Source organism: Labrys sp. Lb11 (assembly GCF_057554225.1).
Genome location: NZ_BAAJOT010000002.1, coordinates 805,353 through 823,208 on the forward strand (window position 1 = coordinate 805,353; position 17,856 = coordinate 823,208).

Sequence of the window (17,856 nt, forward strand, 5' to 3'; positions counted from 1 at the left end):
ATGGCCCGCAAAGTCATCATCTCCTGCGCCGTCACCGGCTCGATCCACACGCCGTCGATGTCGCCGCACCTGCCGGTCACGCCCGACGAGATCGCCGCCTCGGCGATCGAGGCGGCCGGGGCCGGCGCCGCGGTGCTGCACCTGCATGCCCGCGACCCGAAGACCGGCGCGCCCTCGGCCGATCCGGCCCTGTTCGCCGATTTCGTGCCGCGCATCCGCGCCGCCACCGACGCCATCGTCAACATCACCACCGGCGGCTCGGCCCGCATGACCATCGAGGAGCGGCTGCAGGGGCCGGCAAGCCTGAAGCCCGAAATGTGCTCGCTCAACCTCGGCACCATGAATTTCGGCCTCTACCCCATGCTCGACCGGCCGCGGCAATGGCAGCACGACTGGGAGGTGCCGTTCCTGGAGGCCACCCGCGCCGGCATGTTCAAGAACACGCTCGCCGATATCGAGGCCATCCTCACCACCATGGGCGCCTTCGGCACCCGCTTCGAGTTCGAATGCTACGACGTCGGCCACCTCTACACCCTGGCGCATTTCCTCGACCGCAAGCTGGTGACGCCGCCGCTGTTCGTGCAGACCGTGCTCGGCATCCTCGGCGGCATCGGCGCCAATCCCGACAGCGTCATGGACATGCGCCGCACCGCCGACAAGCTGTTCGGCCGGGACTATCATTGGTCGATGCTCGCCGCCGGACGCAGCCAGATGGCGCTCGGCACCATGGCGGCGGTCATGGGCGGCCATGTCCGCGTCGGCCTGGAGGACAATCTGTGGATCGGTCCCGGCCAGCTCGCCCGCAGCAATGCCGAGCAGGTGGCGAAGATCCGCCGCATCCTGGAGGAGCTGTCGCTCGAGATCGCCACGCCGGCCGAGGCCCGCGCCATCATCGGCATCCCGACGTGATCCGGCCGGCCGCCCTCTCGGACTGCGCCGCCATCGCCGCCATGGTGCAGGACCTCGCCGGCCAGGCCGGCGTCGTCGCCGGCACCACGCCCGCGATTCTGGCCGAGGCGGCCTTCGGCCCCCGCGCGACCATCGCCATCCTGGTGGTCGAGGAAGAGGGACGGCTGAGCGGCTGCCTGATCCACCAGGACACCTTCTCCACCTGGCGCGGCCAGAACGGCGTCTTCGTGGTCGACGTCTACATCGCCCCGGAGCATCGCGGCCGCGGCCTCGGGCGGAAGCTCATCGCCGAGGCCGCCCGGATCGGCTGGGACAAGGGCGCACGCTTCCTGCGTCTCGACGTCGAGGAGGACAACGTCGCGGCCAAGCGCCTTTATGCTCGCCTCGGCTTTCGCGACGTGGATCTGCGCTTCCTCGCCCTCGACGAAGCCGGCATGGCCCGGCTGGCCGAGCGGTGAGGCTCACAGCAGCCCGCCATCCGCCACGAAGGTCTGGCTGGTAATGACGCCGCTGTCGTCCGCCGCCAGGAACAGCACCAGCGGCGCCATGTCGTCGGGCAGGAGCTTGCGCTTGAGGCACTGGTCCTCGAGCAGCCGCGCTTCGCTCTCCGGCGTCAGCCACAGGTCGACCTGGCGCCGGGTCATGACCCAGCCCGGAGCCACGGCGTTGCAGCGGATGCCGAAGGGACCGAGGTCGCGGGCAAGGCTGCGCGTCAGGCCGATCACGCCGGATTTGGCGGCGGTGTAGGCGGCCATGCCTCCGGCTCCGACCATCCAGGAGGTCGAGGTGAAGTTGACGATCGAGCCGCCGCCGGCCGCCTTCATGTCCGGGATCACCGCCTGCGCCGCGAAGAACTGGTGACGCAGGTTGATGGCGAAGCGTTCGTCCCAATAGGCCGGCGTCACCTCCGACCAGTCGTGGCGATCGTCGCGGGCGGCATTGTTGACCAGGACCCCGATCGGGCCGAATGCCGCGCGGGCGGCGGCCACGGCTCCGGCCAGGGCGTCTGTGTCGCGCAGGTCGCAGGGCAGGAACAGCGGGGCCTCGCCATCCGCGCCGATCTCTGCCGCCAGCCTTTCCGAGGCCGGGCGATCGAAGTCGAGGAAGGCGACCCGGGCCCGCTGGCGGCAGAACGCCCTGACCAGGGCGGCGCCGATGCCGCTTCCCCCGCCGGTAACCAGCACCGCACGGCCGGCAAGGCTCGGATAGATCGTCTCGGAAGGAACGGGCATGCTGCCCCCTGCTGTGGGACGGGACTTGAAATCAGCCGACATGGATGGCGCCGGTGATCAGGCCGGTGACCTCTTCGGGCGAGGTGTCGGCGATGGCCTTGTCGGCGACCTTGCGGCCCCGCCGCATCACCACCACCCGGTCGCAGACCGTGAAGACGTCCGGCATGCGATGGCTGATCAGGATGACGGCGACGCCGGCGGCCTTGAGCTTGCGGATGAGATCCAGCACCTCGGCAACCTGGCGCACGCTGATCGCCGCGGTCGGCTCGTCCATGAGCACGACCTTGGCGGCGGCCAGCCGCGTGCGGGCGATGGCGACGGCCTGGCGCTGGCCGCCGGACATCTGCTGCACGAGGTCGCGCGGCCGCGTCTCCGAGCGCAACTCGGCAAAGAGCTCGCCGGCGCGCTGGACCATGCGCCGATGGTCGAGCCATTTCAGGCCGAGCAGGGACGCCATCAGCTCGCGGCCGAGGAAGACATTGGCCGCGGCCGTCAGGTTGTCGCACAGGGCGAGGTCCTGATAGACCACCTCGATGCCGCGGCCGCGCGCATCCACCGGCCGGCGGAACTCGACGCGCTGCCCGTCGACGGCGATGGTGCCGCCGCTCGGCGGAAAATTGCCGGCGATGATCTTGACGAGGGTCGACTTGCCGGCGCCGTTGTCGCCCATCAGCCCCAGCACCTCGCCGGCCGCCAGCGCCAGATCGACCTCGTCAAGGGCACGGATGGCGCCGAAATGCTTGCTTATGCCTGACATCTCCAGGACGGGCATGGCGGTCTCCACCGGCGTCCCGGCGGGGCGTGCGGGCGCTCCGCCGGGGAGGGCCGTCATTGCTTGCGGCAGGTCGCGGCGGTCTCGGGCGTGCAGACGTCGAGGCCGATGGTGATCGGGTCCTCCACCGACTTGCCGGCCGTAAGGTCGTTGAGGACGTACATGGCGCGGTAGCCCATCTCGAACGGCCGCTGGCCGACCTGGCCGTGGCTGAGCCCTTCGCGCAGCAGGTCCATCTGCATCGGCAGCGTCTCGACGAAAAGCATGACGAGCTGATTGTTCTTCAGCTTGTCGTCATATTTCGTCATCAGCTGCCGATAGGCCTGCGTCACCATCTGCGGGGCACCGCCTGCGTCGAGCACCGCATCGATGTCGGGATACTTGGCCAGCAGGTCGGTCAGCTGGCTCAGCGACAGCGGGAAGTCGTCATTGTTGTAGAGCGGGCAGCCCTCCACCTGCTTCCACTTGTCCTTGGGCAGGGTCTCGACCATGCCCTTGATGCGGTCGTTCATGTTGGCCGCGGCCGGGCCGCCGCTCTGGATGCAGTAGGTGCCGCCATTCGGCTTCAGCGCCATGGCGCGCTTGGCAACCTCGACGCCGACCTGCTCGTTGACCGTGCCGATATAGGAGGCGCGCAGGGCCTTGTCGGCGGGCAGGAGGTCGCTGTCCCAGGTGACGACGGGGATGTTGGCCTCCTTGGCCCGGGCCAGCACCTTGGCGATGGCCGGCGCGTTGGCGGCCGACACGCCGATACCGTCGACGTGCTTGGTGATCAGGTCCTGGATCAGTTCGACCTGCTCCTGCTCGGTGGCGTCGGCCGGGCCGATATAGAGGCATTCGATGCCGCCGATCTCCTTGGCCGCCTTCTGGCAGCCGTCGCGGGCCTGGTCGAAGAACGGATTGTTCATCGCCTTCGGCACCAGCGCGAAGACCTTGTCCTTGGCCTCGGCCGCCACCGGAAGAGCCAGGCCCATGAGCCCGGCGAGAGCCAGCATTACGGCGCTTTTCATGTCGTCCTCCCTGTCTGTACCCGCTCCGGCACGGAGCGTCGGTCCGGTTAGTCCGAACGTCGATGGCGCAGCCGCTCCAGCAGCACCGCGCAGGCGATGACCACGCCGACGAAGGTGCCCTGCCAGTAGGGATCGACCCCGGCCAGCAGCAGGGCGTTGCGCACGATTTCGATGAGGGCCGCGCCGATGATCGAGCCGTACGGCGTGCCGAAGCCGCCCATCAGGTCGGTGCCGCCGATCACGGTGGCCGCAATGACGCGCAGTTCGTAGCCGACCCCCAGCGCATTGGTGACGGCCCCGAGCCAGCCGACCATCAGGATGGCGGCGATGCCGGCGGTGAGGCTGCTGAACATGTAGACCGAGATCTTGACGGCCTCGACCGGCAGGCCGGTCATGCGCGAGGCCTGCTCGTTGCCGCCGAGCGCATAGACGTAGCGGCCCCAGCGCGAATAGTTCAGGGCCAGCACCAGCACGACGCCGAGCGCGGCCATGGCCAGCACCACCGAGGGGATACCGAACAGGCTGCCGCCGCCGATGGCGATGAACAGCTTCTCGTCCGGCCCGAACTGATAGATCATCTTGTTGTTGGACAGGACCAGCGCCTGGCTGCGCGCCACCGAGAGCATGCCGAGCGTGACGATGAACGGCGACAGCCGGAGCTTGGCCACCGCCAGCCCGTTGATCAGCCCGCACAGCAGCGCCACGCCGAGGCCGGCCGCGACGCCGACCCAGAGCGGATAGCCCGCCTGCAGCACCAGCCCGGTGACGATGCCGACGAGGCCCATCACCGAGCCGACCGACAGGTCGATGCCGCCGGTGATGATCACCACCATCTGGCCCATGGCCATGATGGCGATGAAACCGAAGTTGCGGGCGTCGTTGTAGAGGTTGTCGTAGGTGCGGAAGGCCGGCGAGATCACGCACATCACCGCCGCGATGATCACCACCGCGAGGGTGATCCAGGTCGACTGGCCGATGCCCGCGAGCATCCAGCGGGACGCGCGCGCCGACGGCTGCGCTTGCGCAGTCATTCCCGTCCTCCCGTGATCGCTCTTCTCGCCGGCCACCGCCTTCTCGGAGGCGTTGGGACCGGCCGGCATCGGCCACAGCGATCTTTCGTATAATATGTATTGATTGATTGATTGTATTGTCAAGGCACCGCAGGACGGCTAGGAGTCGGGAACCGGCCCCTCGACGGACCGCACCGCAGGAGCGCCGACCGCGGCCGGCGCGCAGCAAGCCTCAGGAACGCTCCATGACCACGCCCAACCCGCTGCGGCGGCGACTGACCGAGGGCAAGCCCGCCTTCGGCGTCTGGCTGCAGCTCGCCCACCCGGCCATCGCCGAGATGATGGGCCTGATCGGCTACGACCTCGTGCTCATCGACATGGAGCACGGCCCCGGCTCGCTGGCCGATACCGCCGACATGATGCGCGGCGCGCAGCGCACGGCTGCCGCCATGGTCCGCGTGCCGAGCGCCGACCCGGCCCTGCTCAAGCCCCTGCTCGACCAGGGGCCGGACGGCGTGATGATCCCGATGGTGGAGAGCGCCGAGGAAGCCAGGCATGCCGTCGCGGCCTGCCGCTATCCGCCCGCCGGTCGGCGCGGCTGGGCCGCCGGCGTCGCCCGGGCCGCGCGCTACGGCCTCGACGAGGCCTACACCCTCCTCACCGCCAGGGAGCTCGTCATCGCCTGCCAGATCGAGTCCGTGCGGGCGGTCGAGGCCATCGAGGCGATCTGCGCGGTCGAGGGCATCGACGTCATCTTCATCGGCCGCAACGACCTTGCCGCCGACGCGGGCCATATCCTCGACCTCGACCACCCGGACGTGGACCGCATGGTCGACCATGTCCGGACGGTCGCCAACCGGGCCGGCCTCAAGGTCGGCACCGTGCCGAGCGCCGGGCGCGGCTGGGCCGACCTGTTCCGCGACGGCTTCGACATGGTGCTGCCCTCCGGCGACATCTCGCTGCTGCGCGATGCGGCGCGGGCCGAGGTCGGAGCGTTCCGGCAGTTCCTCGCCGGGACCGGCGAGGCGTCGCAACCGGGAAGGCGGGCATCCCATGGCTACTGAGACGCGCAAGCTGCGCAGCGCCGACTGGTTCGGCAAGGCCGATCGCGACGGCTTCGGCCATCGCAGCTGGACCAAGAACCAGGGCTTTCCCGCCCATCTCTTCGATGGCCGCCCGGTGATCGGCATCTGCAACACCTGGTCGGAGCTGACGCCCTGCAACGCGCATCTGCGCAAGATCGCCGAGCATGTGAAGCGCGGCGTCTACGAGGCCGGCGGCTTTCCGCTGGAGTTCCCGGTCTCCTCCCTCGGCGAGAACCTGATGCGGCCGACGGCGATGCTGTTCCGCAACCTCGCCAGCATGGACGTGGAGGAATGCATCCGCGCCAACCCGCTCGACGGCGTCGTCCTGCTCACCGGCTGCGACAAGACCACGCCGTCGCTGGTCATGGGCGCGGCGAGCTGCGACCTGCCGGCCCTGGTCGTGTCCGGCGGGCCGATGCTCAACGGGCGCTGGCGCGGCGGCACCATCGGCTCGGGCACCGACGTCTGGCGGCTGTCGGAGGAGGTGCGCGCCGGCGCGATCTCGCTGGAGGATTTCATGGCGGCGGAGTCGGCGATGTCGCGTTCCGCCGGCCATTGCATGACCATGGGCACCGCCTCGACGATGGCCAGCATGGTCGAGGCGCTCGGGCTGGCCCTGCCGACCAACGCCGCCATCCCGGCGGTCGACAGCCGCCGCTACGTCCTCGCCCACATGGCCGGGCGGCGCATCGTCGAGATGGTGCACGAGGATCTGCGCATCTCGAAGGTCCTGACCCGCCAGGCCTTCGAGAACGCCATCCGCGTCAACGGCGCCATCGGCGGCTCGACCAATGCGGTGATCCACCTCCTCGCCATTGCCGGGCGGGTCGGCGTGCCGCTGTCGCTGCGCGACTGGGACACGCTGGGCCACGACGTTCCCTGCCTCGTCAACCTGATGCCGTCCGGCCAGTTCCTGATGGAGGACTTCTTCTATGCCGGCGGCCTGCCGGCGGTGATCAGGGAGCTCGGCGACCTCATCCACCGCGGCGTGCTGACCGTGAACGGGCGCACCATGGGCGAGAACGTCGCCGGCGCGGCCTGCCATGACCGCACCGTGATCGCAACGCTCGACCGGCCGTTCAAGCCGCGCGGCGGCATCGCCGTCCTCTCCGGCAACCTCGCCCCGGACGGCGCCGTGATCAAGCCGTCGGCAGCCTCGCCGCACCTGATGAAGCATCGCGGCCGGGCCGTGGTGTTCGAGACGATCGAGGACCTGCGCGCCCGCACCGACGACCCCGGCCTCGACATCGACGAGACCTCGGTGATGGTGCTGAAGAACTGCGGCCCGCGCGGCTATCCCGGCATGGCGGAGGTCGGCAACATGCCGATTCCGGAAAAGCTGCTGAAGCGCGGCATCACCGACATGGTGCGCATCTCCGATGCGCGCATGAGCGGCACCGCCTACGGCACCGTCATTCTCCATGTCGCCCCGGAGGCCCATGTCGGCGGTCCGCTGGCTCTGGTGGAGAGCGGCGACATGATCGAGCTCGACGTCGAGGCGCGCCGGTTGCATCTCGACGTCCCCGAGGCCGTGCTCGCCGACCGCCGCGGCGCCTGGAAGCCACCGGCCCGGCCGCCGGGCGCGGGCGCCGGCTATGCCAGCCTCTATGTCGAGCGCGTGCTGCAGGCCGATCGCGGCGCCGACTTCGATTTCCTCGTCGGCTGCCGCGGTTCGGTGGTGCAACGGGAAAGCCATTAGAGCAAAGCGCGTTTTGGGGAAACGCTTTGCTCTACCTCCTTGTTTCGGCGCGTCTTTGCGACTTGACGCGATCCCGTCAAATCGCAAAACGCTCTTGGACCGAATCCTGTGGCCGGCGCCGGCGCAGCCGCGGGGAAAGCGTATGATTGGCTTGCAGAATCTGCCGGGGAATGCTGCTTCGAACCAAGCCGCCCCCGGCCGGCCGGCGCATCTGGGACGAAAGGACCGAGGGTGGCTGTCGACACGAACGTCAGCATTCTGGAGGAGTTGCGGCGCATGGCGCGCGAACTGCCTCCCGGTTCGCGCTTGCCCACCGTCCGCACCCTGATCACCCGCTATGGCGTCAGCCAGCACATCGTCCAGCAGGCCCTGCAGCGGTTGAGCGCCGAGGGGCTGATCGCCACCCATGTCGGCCGCGGTACCTTCGTCAGCCAGCCCGCCGCCGGCCTGGCGCGCCCCGGATCGCGCCAGGTGCTGACGCTGCTGCACCACACCCATTACGAGCGCGGCGACATCATCGCCCAGACCATTCACCAGCGCCTGACCGCGGAGGGACACACCTCGGTGGTGCTGACCTACAACGACGTCGAGCACGCCATGGCCATGCTGCGCGACGGGCCGCGCTACGACAGCTGCATCCTGCAGCCGCGCTCCTCGATCGTCCCGGTGCGGCTGCTCGGCCTGCTGCGCGAGATCGGCAATTCGGTCATCGTCGAAAGCCGGGCCGTCGACCAGCTCGACATCGACGCCATCTCCAACGATCCCGGCGTGCTGTCCCGGCTGGTCCTGACGGAGCTGACCCGGCTCGGCCATCGCCGCATCGCCTGGGTGGTCGAGGATTGCGGCGACTATTTCTTCGAGCGCGCCGCCCGGCTCTTCGACGTGTTCCGCACCTGGACCGGGCGCACGGACGCCGAAGCGCCCATCCTGTTCTCGCCCTCGAAGAAGGGGCAGTTCGGCTTCGAGGACCTCACCGGCACCCTGGCGCAGGTCCTCGGCGGCCCGCGCGAGCAGCGGCCCACCGCCATCATGCTGGCGACCTATGAGAGCGGGGCCTCCATCATCAAGGCGTTCCAGACCATCGGCCTCGCCATCCCCGACGATGTCAGCGTCGTGCGCATCGGCACACCCGACATCGAGAGCGAGCATCTCGGCCAGATCGCCGTGGCCGGGCGCCCGAGCGTCCAGGCGGCGGAGACCGTGCTGGCGCGCCTGCGCTGGCGCTGGCAGAACCCGCAGGAACCCTTCGGCACGGTCTACGACCCGCCCCTGCTGCATGCCCACAGGAGCCTCGGCCCGCCATCCTCATAGGCGAGCCGGCGGCGAGCCCGCCTACACGCCGCGGGCCGCGTCCTCGATCGCCTCGAACAAGGCCGCAGGATCGATCGGCTTGGCGACATAGGCATTGAAGCCCTGGCCCAGCGCCTCGCCGCGGGCCTCGGCGCCGCGGGCGCTCAGCGCCACCACCGGCGTGGCGGCCCGCCGACCCGGCAGGGCGCGGATCGCCGCGAGGGCGGCAGGGCCGTCGAGGTCCGGCATCTCGATGTCCATCAACACCAGGTCGTGGTCGTTCCTCTGCAGCAGCCCGACGGCGGCCCGCCCGTCCGGCGCGAAAGAGACGCGATGCCCGAACTCGCCGAGGATGGCGCCGATGACGATGCGGTTGACCGGGTTGTCCTCGGCCACCAGGATGCGCAGCAGCTTGCGCGGCGCCTGCACCTTCCTCACCGGATGCAGCACCGCCTGGGCCGGGTCGACCGGCACGGCGAAGCGGAAGGTCGTGCCCTGGAGCAGGGCGCTCTCGACCTCGATCGAGCCGCCGATCCGCTCGATCGCCGCCTTGACCAGCGACAGCCCCAGCCCCGTGCCGCCGGCATGCACGCCGGCGGCGAGCTGGGCATAGGGCTCGAACAGCCGCGACATGTCCTCGCGGGCGATGCCGGTACCGGTGTCGGCCACCGAAATCACCAGCGACCGCTCGCGCTCGACCGCGCCGCTGACGGTGATGGTGCCCTCGGCGGTGTGCTTCACCGCATTGTCGACCAGGTTCTCCAGTGCGCGCCGGACCGTGACGGGATAACCGATCAGCCGCTCCGGCAGGCCGGCGGCCTGCACCACGACGCCGAGCCCCCTGGCCTCGGCGCGCGGCCTGGCCAGGCCGACGACCGACGCCAGCAACGCCGCCGGCGAGAAGGCTTCGCGCGCGCCGAGCCCGAGATCGGCTTCCAGGCGGCCGAGGTCGAGAATGTCGTTGGCCACCGCGACCAGTTGGGCCACCGCCTCCTTCAGCAGCAGGACATAGTCGCGGGTCGGGCCGGAGGCGAGTTCGCTCACGGCCAGGATATCGACGATGGTCGCGGCCCCGGTCAGCGGCGTGCGGATCTCGTGCGCGGCCGCGCGCAGGCGCCGGCGCATCGCCGACAGCTCCGCGCGGGCCTCGTCGAGCTCGGAGGGCGGGGCAGCGGCGACGGCGGGCTTGGCGAGCATGTCTGAGTCTTCGGCGGCGATGGCGGCCTCGCGACGTCTAGGGCCTGAATGCGTACAACACATTGCCGTCAGTCTTGAAATTTGGTTACGAGGCGTCAACCCTTTCGCCCGCGGCGACGAACATCTCCCCTGCCTTTTCATGTATGGCCATGCTTGAAATCCTCGGCGTTGTCGCTCCCGTCTTCGGATTGATCGGCCTGGGATTCCTCGCGGCACGCACGCGCATCGTCTCCGAACGCACCGGCGACGGCCTCGCCGAATATGTCTTCGCCCTGGCGATCCCCTTCCTGCTGTTTCGCACCATCGTCCACGCGAACCTGTCGGACGGCCTGCCCTGGGGATACTGGACCTCCTACTTCGTCGGAGTCTTCGCCTGCTGGGCCCTTGCTACCATGGTCGCACGGCGGCTTTTGGGCCGCTCCAAGGCGGAGGGCGTCATCTTCGGCTTTTCCGCCGGCCAGGCCAACACCGTGATGGTCGGCGTGCCGCTGATCCTGAGCGCGCTCGGCCACGACGCCGCCGCGCCGCTGGTGCTGCTGCTCGCCATCCACCTGCCGGTAACGATGACCGCCGCCACGCTGCTGTTCGAGATCGCCGGCCCGCAGGGCCAGCCTGTCCAGCCTCCATCCCCGCGCCGGATGGCCCAGCGGGTGCTGCGATCCATCGTCACCCATCCCATCCTGATCGGCATCGCCCTCGGCATCCTGGCGCGCCAGGCCGGCCTCGCCGCCCCCGACCCGATCGAGCGGCTCATCGACCTGATGGCCGGATCGGCCACGCCCTGTTCGCTCGTCGCCATGGGCATCGCGCTCGACCGCTACGGCGTGCGCGGCGAATGGCGCGCGGCCCTGGCCATTTCCGGCCTCAAGCTCGTGCTGCATCCGCTGATCGTCTATGTCATGGCCCGCCAGGTCTTCGGCCTGCCGCCGGTCTGGGCCGCGACCGGCCTGTTGTTCGCGGCATGCCCGTCGGGCATCAATGCCTATCTGTTCGCCACGCGCATGAAGACCGGCGAGGCGGCGGCATCCGCGGCCGTGTCGTTGTCAACCGCCCTTGCCCTGCTGACCGTCTCGGCCTGGCTGGTCTTCCTGCAGGTCGGAGGGTAGGGTGTGTGATCCGATATGGTTTGCAGCGGGATGAGGTCAAAAATGGCCAGATGCAAGTCGCGCCGCTCCTGCCGCTCGGCCAAAGTCGCTGTGTCTCACCCCGAACCGTTTCGGATCACACACCCCAGACATGCCTCATAAAGGCCATCGGTTTTCGCATAGCTTCGTCGCCATGGCTCTGATTCTGGCGGCCTGCCGCCTCTTCCTCCTTGCGACCCTGCTCTTCGCCACCGGCCCGGCCCTGGCGCAATCCACTGCCGCCGCGACGCCGCGCGACCGGCTGAACGAGGTCAAGTCGGCCATCGACCGCGTCGAGACCCCGCTCGCCCAGTCCGACCTCAGCCGGCAGACGCTGACCAGGCTGCGCGACAACCTCGAGCCCGCCCGCAACGCCCTCGCCGCCCTGCTGGCCGACATCGCCGCTCCGCGCGAAGCCTCCAAGCAGCGCCTGGAGAAACTCGGCCCCGCCCCCAAGGCGGGCGACCCCAAGGAAAGCACGGACGTCGCCGCGGCGCGCGAGCGCGAGAACGTCGTGTTCGGCGACATCGACGGCGTGGCCAAGGAAGCCCAGGTCCAGATCATCCGGGTCGACCAGCTCAACAACACCATCGTCGAGCGGCTTCGCTCGGAATTCGCCCGACAGATCTTCGAGCGCAGCGCCAGCATCCTCGACCTGTTCTTCTGGGGCACGGTGATCGCCGACATCCCCCAGGCCCTGCGGAGCCTCACCAGCGCCCTGTCGCAGCTCTGGTCGGCCTTCATCGCCGCGATCGGCTGGTCCTCGATCGCCCTGGCTCTGGTGATCGTCCTTGCCGGCGCGGCCGCCTGCCGCTTCCTGCGCTGGCGCGCCGTGCGCTGGCGGGACAAGCTGGCCGCCAAGGAAGGCGCCTCCCGCCGCTTCACCGGTTCGCTCGACGCCGTGCTCGACATCGTGCACGCCGTGCTCGGCTTGCCGATGATGGCCCTGGTGCCGCTCGTCGCCCTGAAGGTCGCCGAGCTGGTGCCTGAGCGGCTGCTGTTCGACTTCGGCATGCCGCTGGTCCTCGCCCTCCTGATACCGGCAGTCTTCGACGCCATGGCCGTCGGCGTCATGGCGGTCGGGCGGCCGCAGCTGCGGCTGCTGCCGCTCAGCGACTGGGCGGTGGATCAGATCCATCGCCGCACGCGCTGGATCGCCGTCATCATCGGCGCCGACATCCTGCTGCCCAGCATCGGCAAGGTGATCTACGCGCCGGTCTCCCTCACCGTCGCGGCGATCGGCGTATTCTCCGTGCTGTTCTGCATCGTCGGCGCCGAGCTGCTGCTGCGCCTGCGCAGTGCGCCGACCACGACGCCGTCCGGCGAGCCGATCCCCGGCGCGGAGGAGGGCAACAAGCTCGACATCCTCCGGCCGATCACCTGGCTGGTGATCGCGGTGGTGGTCGGCGCCCTGCTGACCGGCTACGTCGCCTTCGCCAACTTCATCGTCATCCTGACACTGGCGGCGCTGTTCGTCGCCGCGGCCGCCTTCATCCTGATGACGCTGGTCGACGCGCTGCTGACCGATCGCCTGGCCGCCAACGAATCGCTCGGGCGCGAGATCGCCAGCGCCCTCGGCGTCAGCCCGAAGAACGTCGCCTTCAGCGCCACGCTGCTCTCCGGCCTGCTGCGCTTCTTCATCCTGCTCGCGGCCGTCACCACCTTCGTGGTGCCGCTCGGCTTCTACTCCGTCGACATCCTGACGCTGGCCGAGCGCGCCTTCTTCGGCTTCCAGATCGGCGAGATCACCATCTCGCCGTCCGGCATCCTGCTGGCGATCATCCTCGTCATCGCCGTGCTCGGCGCCACCGCCCTGATCCGCGGCTGGATCCGCAACACGCTGCTGCCGCGCACCACCCTCGACGCCGGCCTGCAGAACTCGATCGCCACCATGATCGGCTATGTCGGCGTGTTCCTGGCGATCTCGATCGGCCTGTTCCAGATCGGCGTCAACCTGCAGAACTTCGCCATCGTCGCCGGCGCCCTGTCCTTCGGCATCGGCTTCGGCATGCAGTCGATCGTGTCGAACTTCATCTCCGGCCTGATCCTGCTGGCCGAACGGCCGATCCGGGTCGGCGACATTATCGCCGCGGCGGGCGAGGAAGGCTTCGTGCGCCGCATCAGCGTGCGCGCCACCGAGATCGAGACCTATGACCGGGCAACGCTGATCATCCCCAACTCCCAGCTCATCACCGGCGTGGTGAAGAACTGGGTCTACGGCAACACCTGGAGCCGGGTGCGGGTGGTCGTCGATGTCGGCTACGACGCCGATGTCGACGCCGTGCGTGCGGCCATGCTCGCCTCCGCGGAGGACGATCCGCGCATCCTGCCGACACCGCCGCCCCGCGTCTTCCTCGCCAAGCTCGGCAGCGCCTCGCTGGAGTTCGAGCTGACCGCGGTGGTCACCAGCGTCGAGACCATGGCCGCGGTAAAGAGCGACCTGCATCTGCGCATGCTGAAGAACTTCCGCGAAAGGGGCATCCGTGTCGCCGCCCAGCTGCCGGCGGCGCCCGCGCCGGTGGTGGTCAGCCTCGACGAGGCGCTGGGCGCGGTCGCAGCCGCCAAGCTGCGCGGCGAGGCCCCGGACGGCGCCCGGCCATAACCCGGCGCGCCGAGTTCCCAATGGTCGGAGAAAATGATATCGGCCACCGGCCACGGCCCGGCCTGCGCTGCCGGACCTTCGCCGCCGGCCGCGGCCCGCTCCCTTGCCGGACCGGTCGCGTCCCGTAAGGATCCTGCTCCACGTGAGAACCCTGCCCATCGCCAAGGCCGTCCTTCCCCGCCGATCCGCGCCGCGCCGCGCCCGCCTCGCCGGGACGCTCGCCATCTCGCTCTTGGCGCTCGCCGCCTGCTCGACACCGACGGCGCGCAAGGGCGGCCCGGTGGTTCGTGGCGACGTCGGCGCCGTCACCCTCGATCCACCGACGGTGCGCGACATGCTGTCGCAATACCGCCGCGCCAGCGGCCTGCAGGCCGTGCGCCTCGACCCTGCCCTGAACGCCATGGCCCAGGTGCAAGCCGACGCCATGGCCGCGCAGGGCGTGCTGTCGCACGATGCCGCCGGCCCCTTCGCCGCGCGCCTCAGGCAGGCCGGGATCGGCACCACCAACGCGGGCGAAAACGTCGCTGCCGGTTATTTCAGCCAGGAAGCGGCCTTCGAGAGCTGGCGCAACTCGCCGGCGCACGACAAGAACCTGCTGATGCCGCAGGCCACGCGCTTCGGCATCGCTCTCGCCAAGGCTCCGGACACCCGGTACAAGACCTATTGGGCGATGGTGGTCGCGGCCGAGCCGCCGCCCCCGCCGATCATGACCGAAGCGCCTATGCGCCGGCGCGTGGTGCGGACCGGGACGGTCGGCCAAGGCTTGGTCGACGTGGTCAAGGCGCCCTTCTCCACCCTGTTCAGCCCCTGAGCGAGGCGTGGGATGACAGGTCAGACCAAATACGACCGGCTCTATCGCGACTTCCGCTGGGCCCTGCCGGCCCGCTACAATTTCGGCGTCGACGTCTGCGACAAATGGGCGGCGATCGAGCCCGATCGCCTCGCCATCCTCTACAAGAGACGGCCCGGCGAGGCGGCGACGCCCGTCGGCTACGGTGCGTTGCGGTGGGCGTCCAACCGGCTGGCGCATGTGCTGCGCCGGGCCGGCGTCGGTCCGGGCGACCGCGTGGCGGTGCTGCTGCCGCAATCGCCGGAGGTGGTGGTCGCCCATGCGGCCGCAGCCAAGCTCGGCGGACTGTCGCTGCCCCTCACCGCCCTGTTCGGTCCGGATGCCCTCGAATACCGCCTGGCCGATGCCGCCGCCAAGGCGATCGTGCTGGATGCGGCCGGGCTGGCCAAGCTGCGCCCGATCCGCGACCGCCTGCCCGCGCTCGGCGTCATCGTCTGCGTCGACGGCCCGGACGGCGAGGCGATCGGCTACCATGAGGCCCTCGCCACCGCCGAGGCCGACTTCACCGCCGTGCCGTCGTCCCCCGACGATCCGGCGATGATGATCTACACGTCCGGCACCACCGGCCAGCCCAAGGGGGCCGTGCACGGGCACCGCGTCGTCCCGGGCCATGTCCCGGGCGTCACCTTCGCCCATCCCGATCTCGGCGAAGCCGGCAGCCTGATGTGGACTCCCGCCGACTGGGCCTGGGCCGGAGGCCTGCTCAACGCCCTGCTGCCGAGCCTGTCGCTCGGCGTGCCCGTCGTCGCCTGGCCGCATGACCGCTTCGCGCCCGACGAGGCGCTGGCCATGGTGCGCGAGCTCGGCGTGCGCAACGCCTTCCTGCCGCCGACGGCCCTGCGCATGCTGAAGGCCGCCCATCAGCCCGGCGCCAGCTACGACCTGCCGCTGCGCAGCATCATGTCCGCCGGCGAGACCCTCGGTCCCGACACCTATGCCTGGGCCCGGGACGCCTTCGGATTCGCCGTCAACGAATTGTTCGGCCAGACCGAGTGCAACCTGGTGCTGGGCTCCTGCGCCGCGCTCGGCGTCTCCAGGCCGGGCGCGATCGGGCGGCCGGTCCCCGGCCACCGCGTGGCGGTGATTCGCCCGGACGGCAGCGAATGCGCTGCGGGAGAGCCCGGCGAGATCGCCGTCGCCCGCCCCGATCCGGTGATGTTCCTGCACTACTGGAACAATCCCGAGGCCACGGCTGAAAAATTCATCGGCGACTGGATGACGACCGGCGACCAGGCGGTGCGCGATGCCGACGGCATGGTGCGCTTCATCGGGCGCAGCGACGACATCATCACCTCGTCGGGCTACCGCATCGGCCCGGGCGAGATCGAGGACTGCCTGGCCCGCCATCCGGCGGTCGCCTTCGCAGCGGCCGTCGGCCGGCCGGACGCGGTGCGCACCGAGATCGTCAAGGCCTTCATCGTGCTGAGGCCGGGCTTCGCCGCTTCCGACGCCCTCACCGCAGAGATCCAGGCTTTCGTGCGCACGCGCCTGTCCGCCCACGAATATCCACGCGAGATTGCCTATGTGGCGGCGCTGCCGCTGACCGCCTCGGGCAAGATCATCCGCAGGGCCCTGCGCGAACAGGCGTAGGAGCCTCGCACAAAGCCTGCCGGCCTCACTGCCTCATTCGGCCGGCGGACTCCCGGTGCCATCGCCGAGGGAGCGCTGCATCAGCACGCTGTCGAGCCAGCGGCCGTGTTTCCAGCCGACGGCCTCGAACGTGCCGGTGTGCCGGAAGCCGGCGCGCTCGTGCAGCGCGATCGAGGCCCGGTTGGCGCTGTCGCCGATCACCGCGATCATCTGCCGGAAGCCCCGCTTCTCGCTCTCGGCGACCAGAGTCTGCAGCAGGCGTCGCCCCAGGCCCGTTCCCTGGGCGTGGGCCGCCACATAGACCGAGTCCTCCAGGGTGAAGCGGTAGGCCGGACGCGGTCGGTAGGGGCCGGCATAGGCATAGCCCAGGATCTCGTAGCCGCGTGTCGCCACGAAATAAGGAAACCCGCCATCGACGAGGCCGCGCATCCGGCGCGTCATCTCTTCGTCGCTGGGCGGGTCCAATTCGAAGGAGGCGCTGCCGAACCGCACCGCCTCCCGGTAGATGTCGCCGATCGAGGGAATGTCACGCCCCTCGACCAGCCTCAGCCTTGTCTCATGCACGATGCTTGCCCTGAACGCACGATCCGGCGAACCGAGATCCGGTCCGCCGGGCCATGCTGGCTCAGCGGCGGTCGCCGAGCAAGCGCAGCATCATCAGGAACAGGTTGATGAAGTCGAGATAGAGGTTGAGCGCGCCGTAGATGGCAAGCTTCTGGCCCTCTTCCGCGCTGTAGGCGCCGGAATACATCGACTTCAGCTTCTGCGTGTCCCAGGCGGTCAGGCCGGCGAAGATCAGCACGCCGCCGATGGTCAGCACGAACTGGAAGCCCGAGGAGGCCATGAACATGTTGACCACAGAGCCGATGATCAGGCCGAACAGGCCCATCATCATGAACGAGCCCATCGCCGACAGGTCACGCTTGGTGGTGTAGCCGTAGAGGCTCAGCGCGCCGAAGCTCGCCGCCGAGACGAAGAAGACGCGGGCGATGGAAGCGCCGGTGTAGACGAGGAAGATCGTCGACAGCGACAGGCCGACCAGCGCGGCGTAGACGTAGAACAGGGTGCGCGCGCCCGAGGCCGACAGGCGGCCGGCGCCGAAGCTCATCCACAGCACCACGCCGAGAGGCGCGAGCATCACGACCCACTTCAGCGGGCTGCGGAAGATCAGGTCGCCGAAGGCGGTCAGGCCGACGATCTGGCCGTCGACCTGGTTCACCGCCATCATGAAGGCGCCGAGCGCGACCGCGCCGGTGATGGCGACACCCAGCGCCATATGGTTGTAGATCGCGAGCATGAAGGCGCGCAGGCCTTGATCGATCGCAGGCGCCCCGGCGCGGGCGTCGGCGACGGAGCCGATCGAGAACCGAGGATCATTCGAAGCCATGGGTATCTCCAGGAGGCGGCGGACGGCCGCCAGGACGTTTGGAACCAATGTAGTGCGAAACCATACCGGATGTAAGTGACATGACCGTAATGTAAGGTG

Annotated in this window: 16 protein-coding genes; 9 read left to right on the forward strand and 7 right to left on the reverse strand. The window is 69.5% G+C overall.

Annotated elements, in window-relative coordinates; genetic code table 11:
• Both kce and AC27L4_RS08915 read left to right on the forward strand, forming a co-directional pair.
• On the forward strand, window positions 1–909 hold the full coding sequence (gene kce / locus AC27L4_RS08910) for a 3,5-dioxohexanoate:acetyl-CoA acetone transferase (RefSeq protein WP_487141727.1): 909 nt from the start codon (window positions 1–3) through the stop codon (window positions 907–909).
• Window positions 906–1,367, forward strand: coding sequence for a GNAT family N-acetyltransferase (locus tag AC27L4_RS08915; RefSeq protein WP_487141728.1), 462 nt, complete (start codon window positions 906–908; stop codon window positions 1,365–1,367). The genes kce and AC27L4_RS08915 overlap by 4 nt, the downstream gene beginning before the upstream one ends.
• Before the next feature lie 3 nt (window positions 1,368–1,370).
• On the opposite strand, the gene AC27L4_RS08920 is transcribed toward AC27L4_RS08915, so the two are convergent.
• From AC27L4_RS08920 to AC27L4_RS08935, 4 genes are read right to left on the reverse strand one after another with little or no spacing between them, the layout of a single operon-like run.
• Window positions 1,371–2,141, reverse strand: a complete 771-nt coding sequence (locus AC27L4_RS08920; RefSeq protein ID WP_487141729.1) for an SDR family NAD(P)-dependent oxidoreductase — start codon at window positions 2,139–2,141, stop codon at window positions 1,371–1,373.
• 31 nt (window positions 2,142–2,172) lie between these two features.
• Window positions 2,173–2,913, reverse strand: coding sequence for an ATP-binding cassette domain-containing protein (locus AC27L4_RS08925; protein WP_487141730.1), 741 nt, complete (start codon window positions 2,911–2,913; stop codon window positions 2,173–2,175).
• A 56-nt stretch (window positions 2,914–2,969) separates the two neighbouring features.
• Entirely contained in the window at window positions 2,970–3,923 is a 954-nt protein-coding gene (locus AC27L4_RS08930) for a sugar-binding protein (protein ID WP_487141731.1), read from the reverse strand.
• Between the two features lie 47 nt (window positions 3,924–3,970).
• A complete protein-coding gene (locus tag AC27L4_RS08935; RefSeq protein WP_487141732.1) occupies window positions 3,971–4,954 on the reverse strand; it encodes an ABC transporter permease in 984 nt (327 codons plus the stop codon).
• Window positions 4,955–5,178: 224 nt separating this feature from the next.
• Here AC27L4_RS08935 and AC27L4_RS08940 point away from each other — a divergent pair, with 224 nt between their 5' ends.
• The 3 genes from AC27L4_RS08940 (at window position 5,179) to AC27L4_RS08950 (ending at window position 9,028) form a co-directional block, all read left to right on the forward strand.
• On the forward strand, window positions 5,179–5,997 hold the full coding sequence (locus tag AC27L4_RS08940) for an HpcH/HpaI aldolase family protein (RefSeq protein WP_487141733.1): 819 nt from the start codon (window positions 5,179–5,181) through the stop codon (window positions 5,995–5,997).
• Window positions 5,987–7,717, forward strand: coding sequence for an IlvD/Edd family dehydratase (locus tag AC27L4_RS08945; protein ID WP_487141734.1), 1,731 nt, complete (start codon window positions 5,987–5,989; stop codon window positions 7,715–7,717). The genes AC27L4_RS08940 and AC27L4_RS08945 overlap by 11 nt, the downstream gene beginning before the upstream one ends.
• A gap of 231 nt (window positions 7,718–7,948) precedes the next feature.
• Window positions 7,949–9,028 (forward strand): GntR family transcriptional regulator, encoded by a 1,080-nt coding sequence (locus tag AC27L4_RS08950; protein WP_487141735.1) that lies wholly within the window; start codon window positions 7,949–7,951, stop codon window positions 9,026–9,028.
• A gap of 21 nt (window positions 9,029–9,049) precedes the next feature.
• Here AC27L4_RS08950 and AC27L4_RS08955 read toward each other — a convergent pair whose 3' ends face one another.
• Window positions 9,050–10,204 (reverse strand): ATP-binding protein, encoded by a 1,155-nt coding sequence (locus tag AC27L4_RS08955; protein ID WP_487141736.1) that lies wholly within the window; start codon window positions 10,202–10,204, stop codon window positions 9,050–9,052.
• A 149-nt stretch (window positions 10,205–10,353) separates the two neighbouring features.
• Between AC27L4_RS08955 and AC27L4_RS08960 the strand changes: the two genes are divergently transcribed.
• The 4 genes from AC27L4_RS08960 (at window position 10,354) to AC27L4_RS08975 (ending at window position 16,370) form a co-directional block, all read left to right on the forward strand.
• Entirely contained in the window at window positions 10,354–11,310 is a 957-nt protein-coding gene (locus tag AC27L4_RS08960; protein WP_487141737.1) for an AEC family transporter, read from the forward strand.
• Between the two features lie 172 nt (window positions 11,311–11,482).
• Window positions 11,483–13,930: a DUF3772 domain-containing protein gene (locus tag AC27L4_RS08965; RefSeq protein WP_487141738.1), complete on the forward strand. Its 2,448-nt coding sequence runs from the start codon at window positions 11,483–11,485 to the stop codon at window positions 13,928–13,930.
• 142 nt (window positions 13,931–14,072) lie between these two features.
• Entirely contained in the window at window positions 14,073–14,741 is a 669-nt protein-coding gene (locus AC27L4_RS08970) for a CAP domain-containing protein (RefSeq protein WP_487141739.1), read from the forward strand.
• A 12-nt stretch (window positions 14,742–14,753) separates the two neighbouring features.
• Window positions 14,754–16,370 carry an AMP-binding protein gene (locus AC27L4_RS08975; protein ID WP_487141740.1) on the forward strand — a complete coding sequence of 539 codons (1,617 nt, stop codon included), beginning with the start codon at window positions 14,754–14,756 and terminating at the stop codon, window positions 16,368–16,370.
• A 33-nt stretch (window positions 16,371–16,403) separates the two neighbouring features.
• Here AC27L4_RS08975 and AC27L4_RS08980 read toward each other — a convergent pair whose 3' ends face one another.
• Window positions 16,404–16,934 (reverse strand): GNAT family N-acetyltransferase, encoded by a 531-nt coding sequence (locus AC27L4_RS08980; protein WP_487141741.1) that lies wholly within the window; start codon window positions 16,932–16,934, stop codon window positions 16,404–16,406.
• Window positions 16,935–16,995: 61 nt separating this feature from the next.
• On the reverse strand, window positions 16,996–17,757 hold the full coding sequence (locus tag AC27L4_RS08985) for a Bax inhibitor-1/YccA family protein (RefSeq protein WP_487141742.1): 762 nt from the start codon (window positions 17,755–17,757) through the stop codon (window positions 16,996–16,998).
• Window positions 17,758–17,856 lie beyond the last annotated feature (99 nt).